Here is a 19,783-nt window from a genome sequence, read left to right as displayed (position 1 = left end):
TTATTTCTTTATCTGAAAATTTATAAGAGTAGGGCCTGCACTTAGATGATGCGTGTAGAGGGAAAATTTCACGTGAAAATCTAAATAGTACCTGAAAAACTATAAAAAATGTCTGGGAAGCCTCTCAACAGGATTTAACAAAAATTTACAGATGTATCTTTTTTTATGTTTTAGTTTTGTGTGTTAAACTCTAATAGTCTAAATAGTGTGTATAAGACGTTTTTCAAACCTTTACTAGATTTTTTATTAGCATTTTTTGGGTGTGTTGTTTTATCCCCAATTTTTCTTCTGATTACTATTACTCTTTTTGTCTCTAATAAAGGAAATCCTTTCTTTTTTCAGACTAGACCTGGTAAAAATGCTCGTTTATTTAAAATAATAAAATTTAAGACGATGAATGATCAAAGGGACGTAAATGGTAATTTACTTCCTGATTCAGAAAGACTCACTGGAATTGGGAAATTTATCAGAAAAACTTCTCTAGATGAAATACCACAACTTTTAAATGTTCTTAGATTGGATATGAGTTTAATAGGACCCCGGCCGTTACTTCCTGCCTACCTAAAGCTGTATACAGAAGATCAAAATCAACGACATCTTGTAAGGCCTGGAATAACAGGCCTGGCTCAGGTAAAAGGAAGAAATTTAATTAGTTGGAATAAAAAGTTTGAATACGATGTTTGGTATGTGAAGAATGTTTCCTTCATGCTTGATGTGAAAATTTTTTGGTGGACTGTCCTAAAGGTGGTTAAGTCCGAAGGAGTGAATATGGCAAATATGGCTACAACAGAACCTTATAATGGAAAAAATTAGTGTCTACGGGGCAAGTGGTCATGCCAAAGTCATCATAGATATCCTTCATTCCAATGGGAATGCTATTTCTTATGTATTTGATGATAATCCAGCTATTGAACAAATTTTGGATTATGAAGTTGTTCATCAGCCTACAACAGATAAGGTGATGCAAAATTTCATTATTATAGGCGTAGGAAATAACAGGATAAGGAAAGAAATTGCAGTTCTAATAAAAGGTAAATACGCCTCCTTTATTTCACATTCTTCTGCTATTATTTCCCCTTCAGCTAAAATAGGAAAAGGTACCGTGGTTATGGCGAATGCTTCTGTTAATGCGGAAGCTGTGGTTGGCGAACATTGCATTATAAATACCGGTGCTGTGGTGGAGCATGAAGCAATTTTAAAAGATTTTGTACATATTTCACCAAATGCGTCCATTGCAGGCAATGTTCAAATAGATGAGGGAACTCAAATTGGTCTGGGAGCTTCTGTAATTCAAAATATAAACATTGGCAAATGGGCAACAGTAGGGGCTGGTGCTGTTGTAATAAATGATGTGCCGAATTACGCTACTGTTGTAGGTAACCCGGGTAAAATAATTAAATTTAATAAGATATATGAAGCAAAATAAAATATGGCTTTCTTCTCCACATATGGGAGGAAATGAACAAACATATATAAATGAGGCCTTCAAGGAGAATTGGATTGCTCCCTTGGGACCTAATGTAACTAGTTTTGAAAAAGATCTTGAGAATTATTTACAGGAGAATGTAAAGGTAGCAGCTTTAAGTTCAGGGACCGCTGCATTGCATTTAGCACTAATTATGCTTGGAGTGGAAAGAGAAGATGAGGTGATATGTCAAAGTCTAACCTTTGCAGCGTCGGCTAATCCTATTGCTTATTTAGGAGCCACCCCTGTTTTTGTAGATAGTGAAGAAGAAACGCTAAATATATGTCCTAAGGCGCTTGAAGATGCAATAGAAGACAGAATTAAAAAAGGTAAAAAACCTAAAGCAATTATAGGAGTGCATTTGTATGGGATGCCTTACAAAGTAAATGAAGTACATGCTGTTGCCAAAAAATATGATATTCCGGTAATAGAGGATAGTGCAGAGGCATTGGGCAGTTCGTATAATGGACAGAAATGCGGTACATTTGGTGATTTGGCAATTTTATCATTTAATGGTAATAAAATTATTACAACATCTGGTGGTGGAGCTTTGGTTACAAAGGATATTGAAAAGAAAGACCAAGCCATTTTTTTAGCCACACAAGCAAGAGATGATGCGCCGCATTACCAACACAGTCAGATAGGATATAACTACCGGTTAAGTAATATTTCTGCAGGTATTGGTCGCGGACAAATGGAAGTTCTTGATGTGCACGTTAAAGCCAGACGCCAGATGAACGATTTTTATAAAGGTGTCTTCAAAGATGAAGAGGGGGTGAAAGTTTTTAGTGAACCTACAGACAATTACTTCTCTAACCACTGGTTAACTGTTATTCAAATCGATAAACTGAAAAATGGTTTGAAACGGGAAGATTTAAGATTACATCTTCAGGAAAAAAATATTGAAAGTCGTCCTTTGTGGAAGCCTATGCATTTACAACCGGTATTTAAAAATGCACCCTATTATGGGAGTGAAATAGCATCAAGTGCTTTTAAAAACAGCTTGTGTCTACCATCAGGATCAAATCTTCTAGAACAAGACAAAAAAAGAATATCAGAAGCTATTAACGATTTCTTGAACTAACGGAAATTTGAAAATCAAGTAAATTTTGATTCTCTCTTATTTCTGAAGAACCAGATGAAGTAGTTGAACATCTGGTCCGAGTCCGTTCGATATTTATATTTTTGAAAGCACAAGGTTCATATGGATTTCAGGTTCCGCATTAAAAATTTCTTTCACTACTTCAATTATTTTTACCAATACTTGAGATACAGAATTTTTATTGCAATTTTTTTAAGTTTACTGGTGGGGCTTTTAGATAGCGTAGGAATCGCTCTTTTCATTCCGCTTTTTAAAATGATATCTTCAGAAGAAAATACGGGAGATCCTGTTAATACTGAATCAAGTTCAGACTTTATCAGCTCTTTTATAGTAGACAACCTGGGAGTTGCTCCTTCTCTTTTTAATTTTTTCTTGCTGATTTTTACCTTTTTCATACTTAAAGGTATAGCGAAATATTTTGAAGCTTATATGCGCATACTGTACCAGCAATCATTTATGAGGAAGATCAGGGTCTCAAATATTGATTTATTTGGGAATTCTAGCTTTAATGCTTTTCTAAGAGCTGATACAGGAAGAATTCAAAATACATTTAGTGGGGAAGTGCAACGGGTAAATAGTGCTTACAAATTTTATCTGAAAACAGTCCAGATGGGAGCTCTGGTATTCGTCTATATAATTCTTGCTTTAGGAGCTGATTGGAAGTTTACATTGTTGGTTATTTTTGGGGCGTCTTTTCTAAACCTTATATTTCGTAGATTATACAAGCAAACCAAATTTTTTTCTCGACAGTACACTTTGGAGTCTCATAAATTTCAAAACTTGCTCGTTCAAACCGTGCACTTCTTCCAGTATTTAAAAGCTACAGGTCTAACGGAAATTTATAATCAAAAACTTAAAAAAAATATTCTGAAAGTTGAGGCTGTTCAACAAAAGCTGGGAAAAGTAGATTCCCTCTTGGCTGGACTTCGCGAACCCTTGACAATTCTGGTTATTTTCGGGGCTATATTTGTAAATATCTATGTGTTTAATGAGAATTTGGGAAACATTTTACTTAGTCTTATCCTGCTTTACAGAGGAATAACTTTTTTTATTGGCGTACAGGAACAATGGAATTCTTTTTTGTCAACTTCAGGATCTCTGGACAATATGAAAATTTTTACATCAGAACTTAAAAAAAATAAAGAACAGAATGGAAATCAAATCTTTTCGTCATTTGCGAATTCTCTAGTCTTAAGAAATCTTTCTTTTGGATTTCATATGAAGGAACCCATACTTCAAGATATAAACCTAACGATTTACAAAAATGAAACCATTGCCATAGTCGGGGAGAGTGGTGCGGGAAAGTCTACTTTAATGAATATTTTGGCCGGTCTGGTAAGGCCGGTAAGTGGTGAATATAAAATAGACAATTTAAATATTAATGAATTGAATCTTAATAGTTTTAGAAGTCGTATAGGTTATATTTTGCAGGATGCAGTAATATTTAATGATACTGTTTTTAATAATATTACTTTTTGGGCACCAAAAACTGACAAAAATTTTAGAAGATTCCGGTGGGCGGCAGAAAAAGCTGAAATTTTACAATTTATAAAGGATTTGCCTCAACACGAAGAAACTGTTTTAGGATCAAACGGGATAAATATTAGCGGAGGGCAAAAACAGCGTCTCTCCATTGCACGTGAGCTTTACAAGGATGTAGATTTTCTGTTTATGGACGAAGCAACATCTGCATTAGACGGTGAAACTGAAGCTGCTGTACAACAGAATATTAAGAATCTAAAGGGCGAATACACAATTATTATCATTGCTCACCGTTTGGCAACCGTGAGGGATGCAGACAGGATTGTACTGATGGATTCCGGTAAACTGTCTGCCCAGGGATCTTTTCAGCAACTTTACCATAATTCAGAGGAGTTTCGTGCAATGGTGGCACTTCAAAACCTGAGTAATTAAAAGAGGATGGAAAACCAAGCTTTTGCAGCCTTTGTGATTACCTATGAGCGGACTGATATCTTGCTCGAAACAATTAACATTATTCGTAACCAAACTTTTCCTCCTGCTTATGTGCTCATTGTCGATAATAGCGTTTCAAAGGGAACAGAGAAAGCAATTGAGTCTTTGATCTCCCCAAAATTTGAATATTTTAGGGTAGGTTATAACAGTGGGCCTGCAGGAGGGGCTAAAATTGGCTTACAAAGAATATGTGAACTTGGTTTTAAGTGGGTGTATTGGGGAGACGATAATGATCCTCCACGGGATTTGGACGTTTTTAGGGAGATGTTCTTATCAATAAAAGAGATAGAGGGCCGAGGTATAAAGCTTGGTATTTTTGGAGGCAAAGGAGGGACTTTTAACAAGTATTCTGGAAGAATTAAAGCTTTGACGAATAAAGAACTAAAAAAAGAAAAGTTTGCTAAAGCAGATTTTGTTCCTGGAGGTCATACTTTAATAGCAAATACGGAAGTGGTCAAAAAAGGATTATTGCCCAATGATAAATTATTTTTCGGTTTTGAAGATCTGGATTTTTCTCTGAAGGTAAAAAAGGCCGGATTTGAAATTCTGGTGCATTCCGATTCCTGGCTGAGGGCAAGAACTAAACATAATGATTTGGCAGAAAATTACAGGTGGCGCAATACCTCCTTTGGAAAATCAGAACTGCTGCTGCGTGAATTTTATAGCACAAGAAGCCTCTTAGACATTTTCTATAAGAATAAGTTCTATTTTGCTTTCGGCTATCTACTATTTAAATCGATAGGAAAAATGCTTTTAGGATTCCGGCACGGCGGGGGTTATGGGAAAAAGCTTTTGAGTACACAATTTGCAGCGATAAGATCTTTTATTAGGAGTGATTTTGGAAAAGAACAGGATCCATTTTCCTTGAAAGGGAAAAGCTTATAATTTAATTATCTTTGTAGAAAGGATCACTTATGCTTAACATTGATCACAAGGAAAAAATTGCTTTTCTTGATTGTACCCTTCGCGATGGAGGATACTATACTAATTGGGATTTTGATGATGGGTTACTCGATGATTATCTCGAAAAAGCAGGCAAACTACCAATAGATTTTATTGAAATTGGATATCGTTCAAAGACTATAACAGATTATAGAGGAGCCTTTTATTACTCGCCAAAATTTCTTCTTGAATATTGTAAGGGAAAAACAGATAAGAAGTTCGCAATTATATTGAATGAAAAGGAAATTCAGTTACAGGATCTGGACGAACTTCTGAATCCCTGCAAAGGCTTAATTTCTTTAGTGCGTCTAGCGGTGGCTCCTTCAAATCTCTCCAGGGTTGTAGAATTAGCAGAAAATATAAAAGCGCGTGGTTTCCTCGTTTCTGTAAATTTAATGTACGCCAGTAAATGGCAGGATAATCTGTATTTAGAAAAAAGTTTAAAGCGGTTAAACACTATCTTAGATTATTTTTATGTAGTTGATTCTTATGGAGGTATGCATCCTTCTGAAGTTGCAGAGGTCTTTAGAAAGTTAAAAGGAATACTGGATACTTCATTGGGGTTTCATGGGCATAACAATATTGAAATGGCACTCATTAATAGTTTAACAGCTTTAAATTCAGGGGCAACAATAGTAGACGGAACGATTACTGGAATGGGTAGAGGGGCAGGGAATTTAAAAACGGAACTCTTTTTAACCATACTACATCAAAAATACGGTGTTAAGGTTAATTTTGATATTTTAAATGAGTTAAGTGATCTGTTTTTAGAAGTAAAAAAGGAGTATGGTTGGGGAACTAATTTGCCTTATATGGTCTCGGGAGCTTATTCTTTGCCGCAAAATGAAGTCAGAGGACAGGTAAAGAAACGCTTTTATTCTCTTAACGCAGTAATTTCCGAGGTTGGTGAAATTGGTATTGTAGAAAAGAATCAAAGTATACCCTTCCTTAATAAGAAGAAGGATATAAACGAATTCCTTCTGATTGGTGGTGGGAAGACGCCTCAGAAGTTCTTTGGAGTAATTAGGGAGTTTTTGAGAAAGAATCCGGAAATAGGAATAATTCATTCCAGTTCAAAGAACATAGAAGTTTTTGCAGATTTGGCTAATTTTCAGATTCATTGTATTGGTGGTATGGAAATGAACCGACTGCAGCATAAGCTAACTTTGGATCAACTGAAGAGCAGGATTTTTGTTGTATCTCGCAAAAAAAATTCGGCATTTAATTTTCCGGAAGTATACAAAAATCACATAAGAAGGATATCCGAAGGAAATTTTCAAGACCGCTATGAACTCTCCGCTACTGCTATGGCTGTGGATATTGCCAATTTTTACAAAGCAAATATGATAATGCTGATAGGGTACGATGGATACGATTATGGTGCTACAAAAGAAGAGTTGGAACTTTTCAAGGAGAATCAGTGTATTTTTGATGCTGTTGAAACGGAGGGAATGCAAATTTTTTCCGTTACTTCCACAAAATACGAGATCACTACTAGGTCAATATTTTCTTTAATTTAGCCGTATATGGGAGTTTCAGTGTTTCTTCCGGTTAGGAGAGGGAGTGAAAGAGTTGCTCACAAAAATACCCGAAAATTTGCGAATTTTAAAGGTGGTTTGTTAGAGTTTAAATTACTTCAGTTAAAAAAACTGGAAGCTGTAGAAGAAATAGTGTTGTCTACTAATGACGAAATTTGCCAAAAAATAGGCCTTTCTTACCAAAAAGAAATTAGAAATTTAAAAGTTATTGAACGACCAGAGAAATTGGGGAATTCTACAACTAATTTAAAAGATTTGATCAAACACGCGGGAGAAGTTTCAAATTCGGAAGATATTCTTTGGACGCATGTCACTTCACCATTCTGTGATACTCTGATTTATCAAAATGCTGTTAAATTATTCTATAAAAACAGGAAACTTGGTTATGATTCTTTAATTTCGGGCAGAGAATATCAGGATTTCCTCCTGGATAGCAGGACCGGGGAAATCGTTAATAACTCCACAATTTTGGACTGGCCCAGAACTCAGGATTTAAATAATTGGTTTGAAATTAATAATGGGATCTTTCTTACTGGAAAAGACAACTTTAAAAATGGCAAACGAGTGGGGTCAAAACCTTTCTTATTTGAAATGGGTAAGATTGCTTCTCTTGATATAGATCATGATGAGGATTTTGTATTAGCAGAATTGGTGTATGAAGGAATTTATAGATAAAACAATAATTTTGTGGGATTGTGATGGAGTTATACTGGATTCCATGGAGATTCGTGCAAAGGGTTTTCGGGATGTTCTTCGCGCTTTTCCAGAAGAAGAGGTTGATTTACTGCTGAATTATCACGAGGAGAATGGAGGGCTTTCCCGTTATGTGAAATTTGAATATTTCTTTGAAACCATTCGAAAAGAAGAGGTCAAGAAGCAGGTAATAAATGAATATTCTACTGCATTTTCAAACATTATGAAACAGGAACTTGCCTCAAGAAGTAGATTAAACCAAGAGGTTATAGATTTTTTAGTAGATAATCATGAGCGATTTAAAATGCACATTGTATCAGGATCAGACGGTGATGAACTACGTTACCTTTGCAAAAAACTAGGAGTGTCTAAATATTTTCTATCTATAGAAGGATCACCAGTGCCTAAAATTAAGTTGGTTGAAGACCTTATGAAAAGGAATAATTATGTAAATAAAGAAACCTGCTTAATTGGAGATTCAGTAAATGACCAAGAGGCAGCGCAACTTAATAATATTGATTTTTTTGGTTATAACAACCTGGAGCTGGAGAAAAGTGGTAAGTCGTATTTATATTCTTTTAATGAAGCTTAAATCTAATATTTATGGGGGGCTACGAATGGCCTTTTCAATAAAGGTTTTTAATTCAAAAAAAGAATTTTCCGGAAAAAAGGTGGCGATTGTAGGTGCTGCAGACTCTGTTTTTCAGGAATGTAATGGTTCGCTAATAGATAAATACGACATCGTGGTTAGGGTTAATAAAAGTCCACACGCGTGGAGTAAAGAAGATGCAAAATTTGTCGGATCTAAGTTTACATTTTTGTACCACAGTTTTTACGAAAATGAACTAAGTGGCGGTGGAAAAATTGATTGGGGACGTTATAATAACCTTGGAATTAGAAAAGTTGTGAACCCTAATTGTACACGAAAGGGTTTACTGGCACATTTTAATTATTATAAACGAAATAAACATAAGAAGAGAACATACATATTAGATAGAGTGTCCTATGAGGAAGTGGCAACTGGTTTAAATAACTACATTCCCACTATCGGGTTTTCTGCATTGTCCTCTGTTCTTCAGGCACAATGCCAGGAAGTTTTTATAACTGGCTTTACATTTTTTAAGACACCTTATGCCAATAATTACAGGCCTCATTTAGAAAAAATGGAAGATAATAAAACTCATATTCGGAAACAGGGATTGCATGATCCGGAATTGGAATTTCAACTTTTTACGGAAGTCTTAAATCATTCTCCTTGTAAGAAGATTTTAATGGACCAACCCTTAACTAAATTAATGGAAGCAGCATCTTTATGACGATATTGTATTATAGTACTTCCTTTTATGCTAATCATGGCGGTAGCGTTCAATCCATTGAATTTTATGAGAATCTGGATCATGTAAAGGCTGTAGATAAAAAGATTTTATTTCCAGAAAGAAAGGTGAAAAGGGTTTATTCAAACGTGTCAAATAATTTTTTACGTCGCTTTCTCAGAAGAATTTCACTTCTACAGATACTTTTTTTCTATAGGAGAAATAATTTCCATTTAAAGAACTTAAAGAAAAAAATAAAAGATTCAAATCCTGATGTAATTATTTTTCAAATGGATTCAAATTTTCTTCAGATTGGGAAAATTAAAGAATCTTTTCCAGAGAAACTGGTTTGTACTCAAATTAATGGTTCCCCTTTTGACGAACCTTTTAAAAATATAGCTTTTAAAAATTATTTTCTTAAAAATCAGCGTGAGTCCTATGAGAACTCTGATTTAAATTTTTTTATATCTGAATTTTCTCGAGAAAGGGTTATGGGGGGAGCTGTTGATTATTCTAGGGATGTGGTGATATATAACGGAACAGATCCACAAAAATTTTTTCCCATAAAAGAGAAAAAGAGCCTACGTGAAAAGTGGAAATTCCCAGTGGAAAATTTTATTCTGGGCTATATTGGCACCTTGGATTTTCATAAGCAAATTATAGACTTAATAGAGGTATTTTATGAACTTGATCTAATTTATCATAATCTTTTTCTCGTAATAATTGGAGATGGTCCGGCATTTGCTAAGATTCAGGATAGAATTAGAAATTTGAGGTTGGAAGATAAAATTCAAATGACAGGTTGGATTGACCATCAATATATTAATGAAAATATTAATTGCTTTGATTTAGCTGTTCATCATTACGCCAGTAATTATATGAATCCACTCAAAATTTTTGAATTTCTGGCCGCTGGATTGCCAGTATTGGCACCGGATATTCCATCTGTTCGTAATACTTTTAAAGATAAAGAAGATTTGTTGCTAACGGGAAGTGAAAAGGGAGAATTAAAGCAGAAATTAGAGCTAATGATAAGCGATAACAATTTGAGAAAGAAGTTATCCTCTAATCAGTACCTAATTAAGAATATTGAAAAAAATTATACATGGAAAAGATATGCCGAACGCATTGTATCCCAGATGCAAGAAAAATTAAATGAAAAAGATGAAAATATAGTAGGTATTTAGAATTGTTAAAAAACTAAGAAGATGTGTTAAATTCTATGTTTAAAATAGCAAATGTAATAATCTTGTAAAACATCTTAATATGAAACGGGAGAATTTATGAAATTAGAAAAGTTACAGAAAGAATAGGGCAGTTGTACATTGGGAACAACAGAAGGGCTATTTCATAAACCCTGAAATTCAAACCAGAATGTAAGTTTCTTTTATAAATATTTCTTTCTTGGCAGTACCTTAATTACATCTCCCCGTGTTTTATTTTTCTCTACTTAGAAATGGTACCTTTCAAGATACTGGTTAGGTTAATTTTTTTTTTAATTGAAATTAAATTACATATTAAAAGAACAGGTTATTTGATAAGCGCTTAAGAAGAATAAAAGCATATTTGTCTATAGCTTTTCATAAGTTATTTCTTTTAATCAATTGACAGCATACGCCTAAGATTAATGAGAGATTTCAACTTTTTAAAGAGTAGTGCATAGGAATGATTGTGTGGAATAAATGTATCTATTATCTGGGAGCTGATATTCTGAGTTTAGAGAAAGCTGAGAATGGCTTTATTTGGTTTCGTTGGAGTGACTAATAGAATGTAATAGGAACAAATCGGGGAATGAGTAAAATAAGCAGAACATGAATATAAAATTAGCTTAAAAAACATGAGGAATCAGGTACAAAAGGCTCTCAAGAACATTTTATCTGGTCAGGATAATTCATTAAATATTAGAAATATAAAATATCTTCCGAGGTGGGCTATATTTTTAATAGATATAGTTTTGGTGGCGGTTTCTACAACCTTTACTGCTGTCATTCTTTTTAATCTTACTTCAAGTAGTTATATTTTCTTGGATATGATCGAAAAGGCGACCCTTATTTTGGCCATAAATATATCCTATTTCTACATCTTCAAAACTTATGCTGGAATTATCAGGTACTCTTCTAACATTGATGCACTTAAATTATTGTTGGCCACCATAAGTTCCTTTTTTACGCTTCTTATTATAAATTATATAACCTTTTTTATAGTTGGGCGAAAAATTTTCTTAGTAGGTGGTTTAATAATTAATTTATGGATATCATTTTCTTTGCTTTTTCTATTCCGATTGGCTGTGAAGCAGGTATACGAATATTTTAAAACGATCCAAAAGAATGAAGATCTTATAAGAGCTGTGATCTTAGGGGCAGATGAAAATGCAATTTCTATAGCGGGCGCACTGGATATAGAACATCCTAGAAGGTTTAAAATTGTGGGATTTTTAACAAAAGAAGATCATAACAAAAATATACGGTTATTGGATAAGCCGGTTATAAGGCATAAGAAAAAAGTTTATAAAGAAGTGAAGTCAGTAAATGCAGACGCAGTCATTTTTTCTGAAAGTAATTTTTCTGCAGAAGAGAAATATAGAATTGTAGAAAACTGTTTAGAAAATGGAGTAAGTGTATACAACGCTCCCATAGTTTCAACTTGGGGCGTGGATAAGCCTATTGCTCAAAAGGTCAAGAGTTTACAAATAGAAGATTTGCTGGACCGGGAGCCTATTAAACTGGATGTACAAAATAAGATTGACCAGTTAACTGGGAAGACAATATTGGTAACTGGAGGTGCCGGCTCCATTGGAAGGGAGATTGTAAGGCAGGTGGCCGAATATAACCCTAAGAAGTTAATAATTCTTGATCAGGCTGAAACCCCTCTACATAATGTGCAGCTTGAGATAGAAGCGAAATTTCCGGATCTTGCATATAAATGTATTATCTGTGATGTGGGGAATAACAGAAGGTTGGATTTAATGTTTCAGAATAACAAAATTGATGTAATTTATCATGCAGCTGCATATAAGCATGTTCCTTTGATGGAGGAGAATCCTCATGAAGCAATTTTTGTCAACATTCGAGGAACAAAGAACCTGGCTGATCTTGCATTAAAATATGGAGCAGGGCATTTTGTGATGATATCGACTGATAAGGCCGTCAATCCCAGTAATGTAATGGGGGCTTCAAAAAGAGCTGCGGAAATGTATGTACAATCTCTCTATCACAGTCAGAAGATGAAGGGAGTGGAGACTACAAAATTTATTACAACCCGCTTCGGAAATGTTCTTGGTTCCAATGGTTCTGTCGTTCCCCTTTTTAAAAAGCAAATAGAAAAAGGAGGGCCGGTAACCATAACACATCCCGGAATTATACGTTATTTTATGACGATTCCTGAAGCGTGCCAGCTAGTATTGGAAGCCGGCGCAATGGGAAAAGGCGGCGAGATTTTTGTGTTTGATATGGGGGAACCGGTAAAGATTATGGACCTGGCAATTAAAATGATAAAATTGGCCGGTTATGAGCCGAATAAACACATCAAAATAAAAATCACCGGTCTTCGTCCCGGTGAGAAATTATATGAAGAACTGTTGAATGATGAATGTAAGACCCTGCCGACCCATCATAAAAAAATTATGATCGGGCAGGATGTGGTACGTGATTATGAAGCTATAAATGAAAAGATCAACAAAGTTATAAAATCTGCTAATAAGCTAAAAAGCGACAAAGTAGTCGCAAAATTGAAGGATCTTATACCAGAATTTATTAGTAACAACTCCTCCTTTCAAAAACTTGATAAAGTCCTGGAAAATAAAAATCCTGAGAACTTGCACCAATAGATTTTAGGGAAAAAGAACAGTCATATTCCTTTATCATTATATATTTGCACTTTTTATTTTCTATTATGAAAAAATTACTGTTATTATCATTTCTCCTTTTGTTTTTTATTAGTTGTTCTACTCGTGACGAAATTGTCTATTTCCAAAACTCTAAGCAGTTGGAAGGAATGGAAAATATTCTTGAGTACGAACCTACAATACAACCTAATGATGTGTTACGTATAAATGTATCTTCTCAAATTGAAGAAATAGTCGCTCCTTTTCAAAATCGTAATTCTCAAAGTTCCGGAGGCGGAGGCGGACAGAATTTAGCTTTAACAGGTTATCTGGTAGATCCTGAAGGATTTATTCAATTCCCTGTTATTGGAGAAGTGGAAGTAGGAGGAAAAAAAAGAGGAGAGGTTCAAAAACTTCTTCAGGAACAAATAAGAAAATATGTTACTGACGCTGTCGTGGATATTCGTATAGTCAATTATAGCGTTACGGTAATTGGAGAAGTTAATGCCAGGGTTCCTGTTAATGATGGGCGCATTTCTATGCCGGAACTTTTAGCTACGGCCGGAGGTATTCCTTATACAGGTTTACGGGAAAATATTTTAGTGATAAGGCAAATCAACGGTGTGAAATCTGTAGGTAGGGTGGACATGACGGAAGCCGACATTTTCTCTAACCCTTATTTTTATTTACGCCAAAACGACATTGTGTATATTGAGCCAACTTATAGAAGGGTCAAGTCTGCCGGTTTTTTTACCAGTTATCAGGGAATAATATCTATAGGAACGACCATAATAAGTTTATACTTACTAATAAACAATCTTTAAATAATATGGAAGAACTCAATGACTATAATGAGAAAAGCGAAGAGTCCAATTTTGATTTAAAAGCGGAGCTTTTTAAGTATCTCACGCATTGGAAGTGGTTGTTGTTAGGACTATTATTAGGTGGAGCTGTGGCTTATTTATATAATCGCTATACTATCCCTAAGTACTGGACGGAGTCTGCATTAATGATTTTAAAGAGTGATGATAACAATGCTTCGAGTGTTTTACCTTCTGGTTCTGCTGGTGCTTCAATTATAAAATTATCAGATAATAGTTTAGAAAATCAAATAGTTACTCTTAAATCCAAAAGCTTAATTACAGAAGTAGTTGATGAGCTTAAATATAATGTTTCCTATTTTATTGAAGGAAATGTTATTACTGTGGAAGCCTATAAAAATAGTCCTGTTGTCATTAATTTTATTACTCCTGATTCAGTGGTGCACGAAGCTTCAAAGAGCTTTTTTATTTATCCCGAATCTAATAATACTTTCCTCTTAAGGGAAGACGGCGCAGAGAGTTCAAGTACATATGAACTTGGGCAGGTTATTGAACTCGACGAATTGAGGTTTACAATAGATCTAAGGGAACAATCTTTTGAAAATAATTTTGACCAGAGCAATCCTGTGAATATTCGTATTACGCCTTTACGTCAGGTTGCAAAGAGCTATGTTTCAAAACTGATTGTAGAGCAAAAAGGGAGGGCTAAGGATATTTTATCTCTTCAGGTAACACAGGAATCGAGTAGGAAGTCTGAGGATTTCCTGAATGCGTTGATGATCAATTTTAATCAGAATGGGATTGAAGACAAGCGGGAGGTGGCAGAGAACACCACTGCTTTCATTCAGGAAAGATTAGAAATTATCACCCAGGAACTAGATTCTGTAGAAGGAGGTATGGCCAGTTTCAAGAGGGAAAACCAGATCATGGATGTTGGTAGTGGAGCAGCCAGGTTTCAATCTCGTTTTTCTTCAGTGGAAGACGAGTTATTCGCCCTGGAAACTCAGATTGAATTAATAGAATCTGTTGGTCAAAGATTACAAGCGCAAAGGGATTATTCCTTACTACCTTCTGATATAGGAATTGCAGAAGCGGGTATTTCTACACAAATTAATAATTATAATACGCTTGTACTTGAGAGAAATGCTTATCTGGACAATGCGACTACCGAAAATCCTGTTATTGAAACCATAACCCAGCAGCTGGATGCATTAAAAGAAAATTTATTAGAAAATATCCAAAGTTCAGTCAACTCTCTTATTATTAAAAGAGATGAACTGATGGAACGCGGCCAAATCGCACAGAGTCAATTTAATGTCTTTCCTGGTCTGGAAAAAGGGATGCGGGGAATTGCTCGTCAACAACAGGTAAAAGAGCAGCTTTATTTATTTTTGCTCCAGAGACGCGAGGAAGCAGCAATATCTTTTGCTTCAACCTCTTCGGTTTCCAGGGTGATTGACCCTGCCTATACCGTGAATGAGCCGGTGGATCCAAAGCCCTGGCTTATTCTCTTAGGAGGATTTTTGGTTGGATTACTCATTCCTATCCTGGTAATTTTTGTAAAGAATCTTTTAGACACTAAAGTGCACCATAAAGGTGATTTACAACCTCTTCTTAAACAGGTGCCGTTCATTGGAGAAGTGCCCAGAATAGCTGCTGGCCAAAATGACATAATAGGCTTGAACGATCGTTCACCTTTGGCTGAATCTTTTAGGATCCTTAGAACCAATATGGCATATCTGGTGCAGAAAAAGGAAGATAAAAAAGGAGAGGTTATTTTTGTGACATCTACTATTAAGGGAGAAGGTAAAACTTTTATATCCTACAATTTGTCAAGAACTTTTGCCAGTACAAATAAAAAGGTATTAATTATTGGTGCGGATATACGAAATCCCAAATTACACCGATATACTGAAAAACTGGTGTCGGATAAAGGATTATCAGATTATCTCTATGACTATGATCTTACTGAAGAGGAGATTATTTTGAGTTCTCAGGAAGAAGGATTGAAGGTAGATATTGTGCTTTCAGGCTCTATACCTCCTAATCCCGCAGAGCTTTTTATGAACGACAGGATGAAGAAGCTACTGGATTTTGCTGCTTCTCAATACGACTATGTAATTGTAGATACAGCTCCTACCATGATTGTGACAGATACTCTATTGATTAGTCCCCTGGCCGATACTACTGTTTACGTCACCCGGGCCGAGCATACCGAGAAGAAATTACTGGATTTTCCAAAGGATCTTAAGAAGCAAGGGAAGTTAAAAGGTTTGGCTGTCATATTAAATGATGTGGATTATTCTAAATTTTCTTATGGCGCCAAATACGGCTATTCTTATGGATACGGTTATGGGTACGGGCAGGACGAAGAAAGCAGATTTAAAAGGTTCTTTAGAAATCCTTTTAAACGTAGTTAAAAGAGATTTATACTGTTTTCCAAAACAGGATGGAGTAAGCGCATCTTTTTTTCAGAAAGTCTTATAGTTTCTATCTTCTTTAAGTGTTCCATTCTATGGCAATCGCTACTAATAACATCTATTAATCCTTTCTCCAGTAACTGAAAAGCTATTTTTTGAACTCCGGATCCATAATGTCTTGTTAGGGATAACATATTCAGCTGCAATTTGCAGCCTCTCGATTTTAATTCTTCGAATTTGTGAAGACTTTTTGAATGAAAGTAGGGGTATCTTTCCGGATGCGCTAAAATGGGTTTAAAGGACTTGTTCTGGAGCTTAAACAAAATCTCATTAAGATTAATGGGTGGCTGGAAATAAGACATTTCTACTAAAATATGTTTGCCGTCGATAGAAAGAACTTTATCGGATTCTAAAACGTCCAGAAAATGTTGATCCATCATATATTCAGCTGCCGCCCTGATCTTTACCCCTTCAGGTAGACTGGCTTTGATCAAATTAAGGGCTCCCTTTATGGTATCAGGAGTATTAGGATAATACTCGCCCATGACGTGAGGAGTGGCAACAAAATCTTTAACCCCAAAATTGCCAAATTCTCGTATCAACTTTATCGTCTCCTCAACAGAGTCGGAACCATCATCTATATTAGGTAGAAGATGGTTGTGAAAATCTGTAAAATTCTCCAGATGATCTGCTAAATACTGTTTTTTCTGAAAAATGGAAAGCATCTCTTTATTTTTACTCAACAAAATTACATAATTTTATCCCGATAAACCTTTTTCCCGGTGCCCAAACTTACCACCTGCTTTATGAAGTTTCTGAAGATATTTTCTGTTATATTTTTTCTCACCCAATTTAATGCTTCTTCACAGAGCCTCCAGTATTCGTTGGACATTAACACTTATGGCACTGCATACTCGCAGGATGAATCACCATTTTGGATACATAGCAACAAGAGGGGGAGAGTGAATGAATCTTCTAATTTTTTCGGTTTGATTAACGGCAAGGCGATTTATTCTTTCAGTGAAAATGCTTCTCTTGAAGTTGGTATGGGTATTCTATATCATGACGGCTATAATAGTTCCTTGAAATTTGATGAATCCTATGTAAGTTTTTTAAATTCGTGGATAGAGATTACAGCAGGGAGAAAGCAAAAGGAGGAGTTGTATCTCGGACTCAGTGCGAGTAATGAAAATATTCTATGGTCTTTAAATGCTAGACCTTTATTAGGTATCCTGGCAAAGACAAAAGATCCTGTTTTTCTGTTTAATGACTACGGTTTAGGCTTTACAGCTTCTTTTGGTGAATTTTTCTTAGATGATGAACGCTTTGTTCAGAATGTTCGTGTCCATCATAAGAGTTTTAACTTTGTATACAAATCTGCTGGTAATTTTCAGGTTTCTGCAGGCTTACAGCATTATGTTCAATGGGCAGGTGTATCACCGGAATTTGGAGAATTATCTAATGATTTTCAAAGCTACTTGAAAATTTTCTTAGGTATGCAGGGAGATTCTGAACAGGAGGCGGAAAACGCTGAGGGTAATCAGATTGGGAGTTATGAGGTAAAGCTAAAAACCGAAATCAGTGAGTATAGAGTTGAATTAATTTATAATCATCTCTTTGAAGATGGATCTGGGAGGATGCTATTTAATACACCAGATGGCCGTTATGGCCTTTTTATTGAAGATACTTATAAACTTTCCGAGAATAATTGGATTAAGGCCCTGATGTATGAACTCTACTATACCCTGGATCAAAGTGAGGGCAGTGGAACAACTGACGGAGATGATAATTATTTCGTTCATGATCTTTATCAATCAGGCTGGACCTATGAGAATAGGGTTATAGGGGTGCCTTTTATTACCATGAACGAAGATAGAACGAGGGTTTATAACAACACGCTTGTTGCCCACCATTTAGGCTTAACAGGTATGGCCTTTAATAATTTTCCGTACAAACTTTTAAATAGCTATAGAATCAATTACGGATACAAAGGTAATGATGTCCTGGACAATAAAATTCTTTCATCTTTTCTCGAAGTGGAGGTATACAATTTAAATAACTTAAATATCAATGTTCAATTAGGTGCAGATTTCATTTCTGATTCCCCCACTAACATAGGTGCAGGCATTCTCTTGTCAAAAACTATTTATTAAATAACAGCTGTCAAACCTTTTTTCACAGGATCGGCATCATCAATTTTTTCTTCCGTCCAGTTCTTTTGTAATTCATCTGCTCTAGGTTTCTACTCTATGAATTCTGCTCTTGGTTCCTAGTTCAACTTTATGTGCAGAGGGAAATTATCAGCACTTAGGTGGCTTTTTGCTAGCTACTAAGGACATCATTTAAATCTGCCAAACCAATACAGACACTTTAGCTTATCTTTTATACTAACACGCCTGCAGCATTTAAACCCAATTCGGAATAAGGTTTCAAACCATGAACCTATAAAAGTAGTCCAGGAAATTAAGAATCTTCTAATTTGGAATTAACAAAGAATTAAAGGATGTTCCAGTCAAATGTTTTTCCTGTTCTGTTTAAAATAGCTTATTTTTAGAAAATGATGAAGAGAAATAAAATGAAGACGAATGGCTTTGTATTCAGTAAATATGAAGAACCATTTAAAACACCATTTGAAAAGCTGTTTGAAATTTTCAGGGAACTTATCACCCATACTTCAGGAGATCTTGATGAAGCCCTGGACTGGCTTGAGCAGCTGGATAAAGAATATAAACTTACAGATGAAAATTATACGATAGAAGATTTTGTAGAAGATCTTAAGAAGAAAGGCTACATAAGGGAAGAAATAGAGCCAGATGGAAGTGGCGGAATGACGATAACAGCAAAAACTGAAAGAGCTATTCGACAACAGGCTCTTGATCAAATTTTCGGAAAACTAAAAAGAGGTACCGCCGGAAATCATCGCACCAATCGTATTGGAAGAGGAGATGAGCATACTGGTGATTTTCGCAACTATCAGTTCGGGGATTCTCTGGATAGCATATCCATGACTGAAAGCCTTCGGAATGCCCAAATTAACAACGGCATTGGAAATTTTAATATGACCCAAGATGATCTTGTGGTAGAGGAAACTCATTATAAATCACAGATGAGCACTGTGTTAATGATAGACATTAGTCATAGTATGATTTTGTACGGCGAAGACAGAATCACGCCTGCCAAGAAAGTTGCTATGGCTCTTGCAGAACTTATTACAACCCGCTATCCCAAAGACACTCTGGATATCCTCGTTTTTGGAAATGATGCCTGGCCAATCTCTATTTCAGATTTACCGTATTTAAACGTCGGCCCGTATCACACGAACACTGTTGCAGGTTTGCAGCTGGCTATGGATCTGCTAAGGAGAAAGCGGAATACCAACAAACAAATTTTTATGATAACGGACGGTAAACCCAGTTGTATTAGGGAGCGTGATGGTTCCTATTATAAGAATAGTATGGGCCTTGATCCTTATATTGTGGATAAGTGCTATAACGCAGCACGACAGGCAAGGAAATTACATGTTCCTATTACCACATTTATGATTGCCCAGGATCCATATCTTACACAATTTGTAAAAGAATTTACAAATGCAAATCAGGGAAAAGCATTCTATACCGGACTTAAAGGTTTGGGAGAAATGATTTTCGAAGATTATGAAGCCAATCGGAAAAAAAGAATCAAAGGTTAAAAAG

The 19,783-nt window shown here is 35.4% G+C and carries 16 protein-coding genes; 15 read left to right on the top strand and 1 reads right to left on the bottom strand.

Features of this window, described 5'->3' with window-relative positions:
- Window positions 1-207: 207 nt before the first annotated feature.
- The 13 genes from RM545_RS12930 (at window position 208) to RM545_RS12870 (ending at window position 16,091) form a co-directional block, all read left to right on the top strand.
- Window positions 208-813, top strand: coding sequence for a sugar transferase (locus tag RM545_RS12930; RefSeq protein ID WP_311495697.1), 606 nt, complete (start codon window positions 208-210; stop codon window positions 811-813).
- Window positions 800-1,426, top strand: coding sequence for an acetyltransferase (locus RM545_RS12925; RefSeq protein ID WP_311495696.1), 627 nt, complete (start codon window positions 800-802; stop codon window positions 1,424-1,426). The genes RM545_RS12930 and RM545_RS12925 overlap by 14 nt, the downstream gene beginning before the upstream one ends.
- Window positions 1,413-2,549 carry a DegT/DnrJ/EryC1/StrS family aminotransferase gene (locus RM545_RS12920; protein ID WP_311495695.1) on the top strand — a complete coding sequence of 379 codons (1,137 nt, stop codon included), beginning with the start codon at window positions 1,413-1,415 and terminating at the stop codon, window positions 2,547-2,549. Before RM545_RS12925 ends, RM545_RS12920 begins: the two co-directional genes overlap by 14 nt.
- A 120-nt stretch (window positions 2,550-2,669) precedes the next feature.
- On the top strand, window positions 2,670-4,481 hold the full coding sequence (locus tag RM545_RS12915) for an ABC transporter ATP-binding protein (RefSeq protein ID WP_311495694.1): 1,812 nt from the start codon (window positions 2,670-2,672) through the stop codon (window positions 4,479-4,481).
- Window positions 4,482-4,487: 6 nt separating this feature from the next.
- Entirely contained in the window at window positions 4,488-5,426 is a 939-nt protein-coding gene (locus RM545_RS12910; RefSeq protein ID WP_311495693.1) for a glycosyltransferase, read from the top strand.
- A gap of 29 nt (window positions 5,427-5,455) precedes the next feature.
- A complete protein-coding gene (locus RM545_RS12905; protein ID WP_311495692.1) occupies window positions 5,456-7,003 on the top strand; it encodes an aldolase catalytic domain-containing protein in 1,548 nt (515 codons plus the stop codon).
- Between the two features lie 6 nt (window positions 7,004-7,009).
- Window positions 7,010-7,696: an acylneuraminate cytidylyltransferase family protein gene (locus tag RM545_RS12900; protein WP_311495691.1), complete on the top strand. Its 687-nt coding sequence runs from the start codon at window positions 7,010-7,012 to the stop codon at window positions 7,694-7,696.
- A complete protein-coding gene (locus RM545_RS12895; RefSeq protein WP_311495690.1) occupies window positions 7,677-8,306 on the top strand; it encodes an HAD family hydrolase in 630 nt (209 codons plus the stop codon). Before RM545_RS12900 ends, RM545_RS12895 begins: the two co-directional genes overlap by 20 nt.
- Window positions 8,296-9,030, top strand: a complete 735-nt coding sequence (locus tag RM545_RS12890) for a glycosyltransferase family 29 protein (protein WP_311495689.1) — start codon at window positions 8,296-8,298, stop codon at window positions 9,028-9,030. The genes RM545_RS12895 and RM545_RS12890 overlap by 11 nt, the downstream gene beginning before the upstream one ends.
- Window positions 9,027-10,214 carry a glycosyltransferase family 4 protein gene (locus RM545_RS12885; protein WP_311495688.1) on the top strand — a complete coding sequence of 396 codons (1,188 nt, stop codon included), beginning with the start codon at window positions 9,027-9,029 and terminating at the stop codon, window positions 10,212-10,214. The genes RM545_RS12890 and RM545_RS12885 overlap by 4 nt, the downstream gene beginning before the upstream one ends.
- A 650-nt stretch (window positions 10,215-10,864) precedes the next feature.
- Window positions 10,865-12,853 carry a polysaccharide biosynthesis protein gene (locus tag RM545_RS12880; RefSeq protein ID WP_311495687.1) on the top strand — a complete coding sequence of 663 codons (1,989 nt, stop codon included), beginning with the start codon at window positions 10,865-10,867 and terminating at the stop codon, window positions 12,851-12,853.
- A gap of 167 nt (window positions 12,854-13,020) precedes the next feature.
- Entirely contained in the window at window positions 13,021-13,674 is a 654-nt protein-coding gene (locus RM545_RS12875) for a polysaccharide biosynthesis/export family protein (RefSeq protein WP_311495686.1), read from the top strand.
- A gap of 5 nt (window positions 13,675-13,679) precedes the next feature.
- Complete coding sequence (locus RM545_RS12870) at window positions 13,680-16,091, top strand: exopolysaccharide transport family protein (RefSeq protein ID WP_311495685.1); 2,412 nt, start codon at window positions 13,680-13,682, stop codon at window positions 16,089-16,091.
- On the opposite strand, the gene RM545_RS12865 is transcribed toward RM545_RS12870, so the two are convergent.
- Window positions 16,088-16,816 (bottom strand): tyrosine-protein phosphatase, encoded by a 729-nt coding sequence (locus tag RM545_RS12865; protein ID WP_311495684.1) that lies wholly within the window; start codon window positions 16,814-16,816, stop codon window positions 16,088-16,090. The genes RM545_RS12870 and RM545_RS12865 overlap by 4 nt on opposite strands.
- 81 nt (window positions 16,817-16,897) lie before the next feature.
- Between RM545_RS12865 and RM545_RS12860 the strand changes: the two genes are divergently transcribed.
- Together RM545_RS12860 and RM545_RS12855 are read left to right on the top strand one after the other, a co-directional pair.
- Complete coding sequence (locus tag RM545_RS12860) at window positions 16,898-18,244, top strand: capsule assembly Wzi family protein (protein ID WP_311495683.1); 1,347 nt, start codon at window positions 16,898-16,900, stop codon at window positions 18,242-18,244.
- Window positions 18,245-18,651: 407 nt separating this feature from the next.
- Entirely contained in the window at window positions 18,652-19,779 is a 1,128-nt protein-coding gene (locus tag RM545_RS12855; RefSeq protein WP_311495702.1) for a vWA domain-containing protein, read from the top strand.
- Window positions 19,780-19,783: the final 4 nt, after the last annotated feature.

The organism is Autumnicola lenta (assembly GCF_031846515.1).
Lineage (GTDB): Bacteria > Bacteroidota > Bacteroidia > Flavobacteriales > Flavobacteriaceae > Autumnicola > Autumnicola lenta.
This window is presented reverse-complemented; position numbering and strand designations above follow the sequence as displayed.

Excerpts from the sequence above, each read along its gene's own strand:
- RM545_RS12905 (WP_311495692.1), top strand. The coding sequence starts at position 5,456 with ATGCTTAACATTGATCACAAGGAAAAAATTGCTTTTCTTGATTGTACC.
- RM545_RS12890 (WP_311495689.1), top strand. The coding sequence starts at position 8,296 with ATGAAGCTTAAATCTAATATTTATGGGGGGCTACGAATGGCCTTTTCA.
- RM545_RS12860 (WP_311495683.1), top strand. The coding sequence starts at position 16,898 with ATGAAGTTTCTGAAGATATTTTCTGTTATATTTTTTCTCACCCAATTT.
- RM545_RS12875 (WP_311495686.1), top strand. The coding sequence starts at position 13,021 with ATGGAAAATATTCTTGAGTACGAACCTACAATACAACCTAATGATGTG.
- RM545_RS12910 (WP_311495693.1), top strand. The coding sequence starts at position 4,488 with ATGGAAAACCAAGCTTTTGCAGCCTTTGTGATTACCTATGAGCGGACT.
- RM545_RS12925 (WP_311495696.1), top strand. The coding sequence starts at position 800 with ATGGAAAAAATTAGTGTCTACGGGGCAAGTGGTCATGCCAAAGTCATC.
- RM545_RS12920 (WP_311495695.1), top strand. The coding sequence starts at position 1,413 with ATGAAGCAAAATAAAATATGGCTTTCTTCTCCACATATGGGAGGAAAT.
- RM545_RS12895 (WP_311495690.1), top strand. The coding sequence starts at position 7,677 with ATGAAGGAATTTATAGATAAAACAATAATTTTGTGGGATTGTGATGGA.
- RM545_RS12880 (WP_311495687.1), top strand. The coding sequence starts at position 10,865 with ATGAGGAATCAGGTACAAAAGGCTCTCAAGAACATTTTATCTGGTCAG.
- RM545_RS12885 (WP_311495688.1), top strand. The coding sequence starts at position 9,027 with ATGACGATATTGTATTATAGTACTTCCTTTTATGCTAATCATGGCGGT.
- RM545_RS12855 (WP_311495702.1), top strand. The coding sequence starts at position 18,652 with ATGAAGAGAAATAAAATGAAGACGAATGGCTTTGTATTCAGTAAATAT.
- RM545_RS12870 (WP_311495685.1), top strand. The coding sequence starts at position 13,680 with ATGGAAGAACTCAATGACTATAATGAGAAAAGCGAAGAGTCCAATTTT.
- RM545_RS12900 (WP_311495691.1), top strand. The coding sequence starts at position 7,010 with ATGGGAGTTTCAGTGTTTCTTCCGGTTAGGAGAGGGAGTGAAAGAGTT.
- RM545_RS12865 (WP_311495684.1), bottom strand. The coding sequence starts at position 16,816 with ATGCTTTCCATTTTTCAGAAAAAACAGTATTTAGCAGATCATCTGGAG.
- RM545_RS12915 (WP_311495694.1), top strand. The coding sequence starts at position 2,670 with ATGGATTTCAGGTTCCGCATTAAAAATTTCTTTCACTACTTCAATTAT.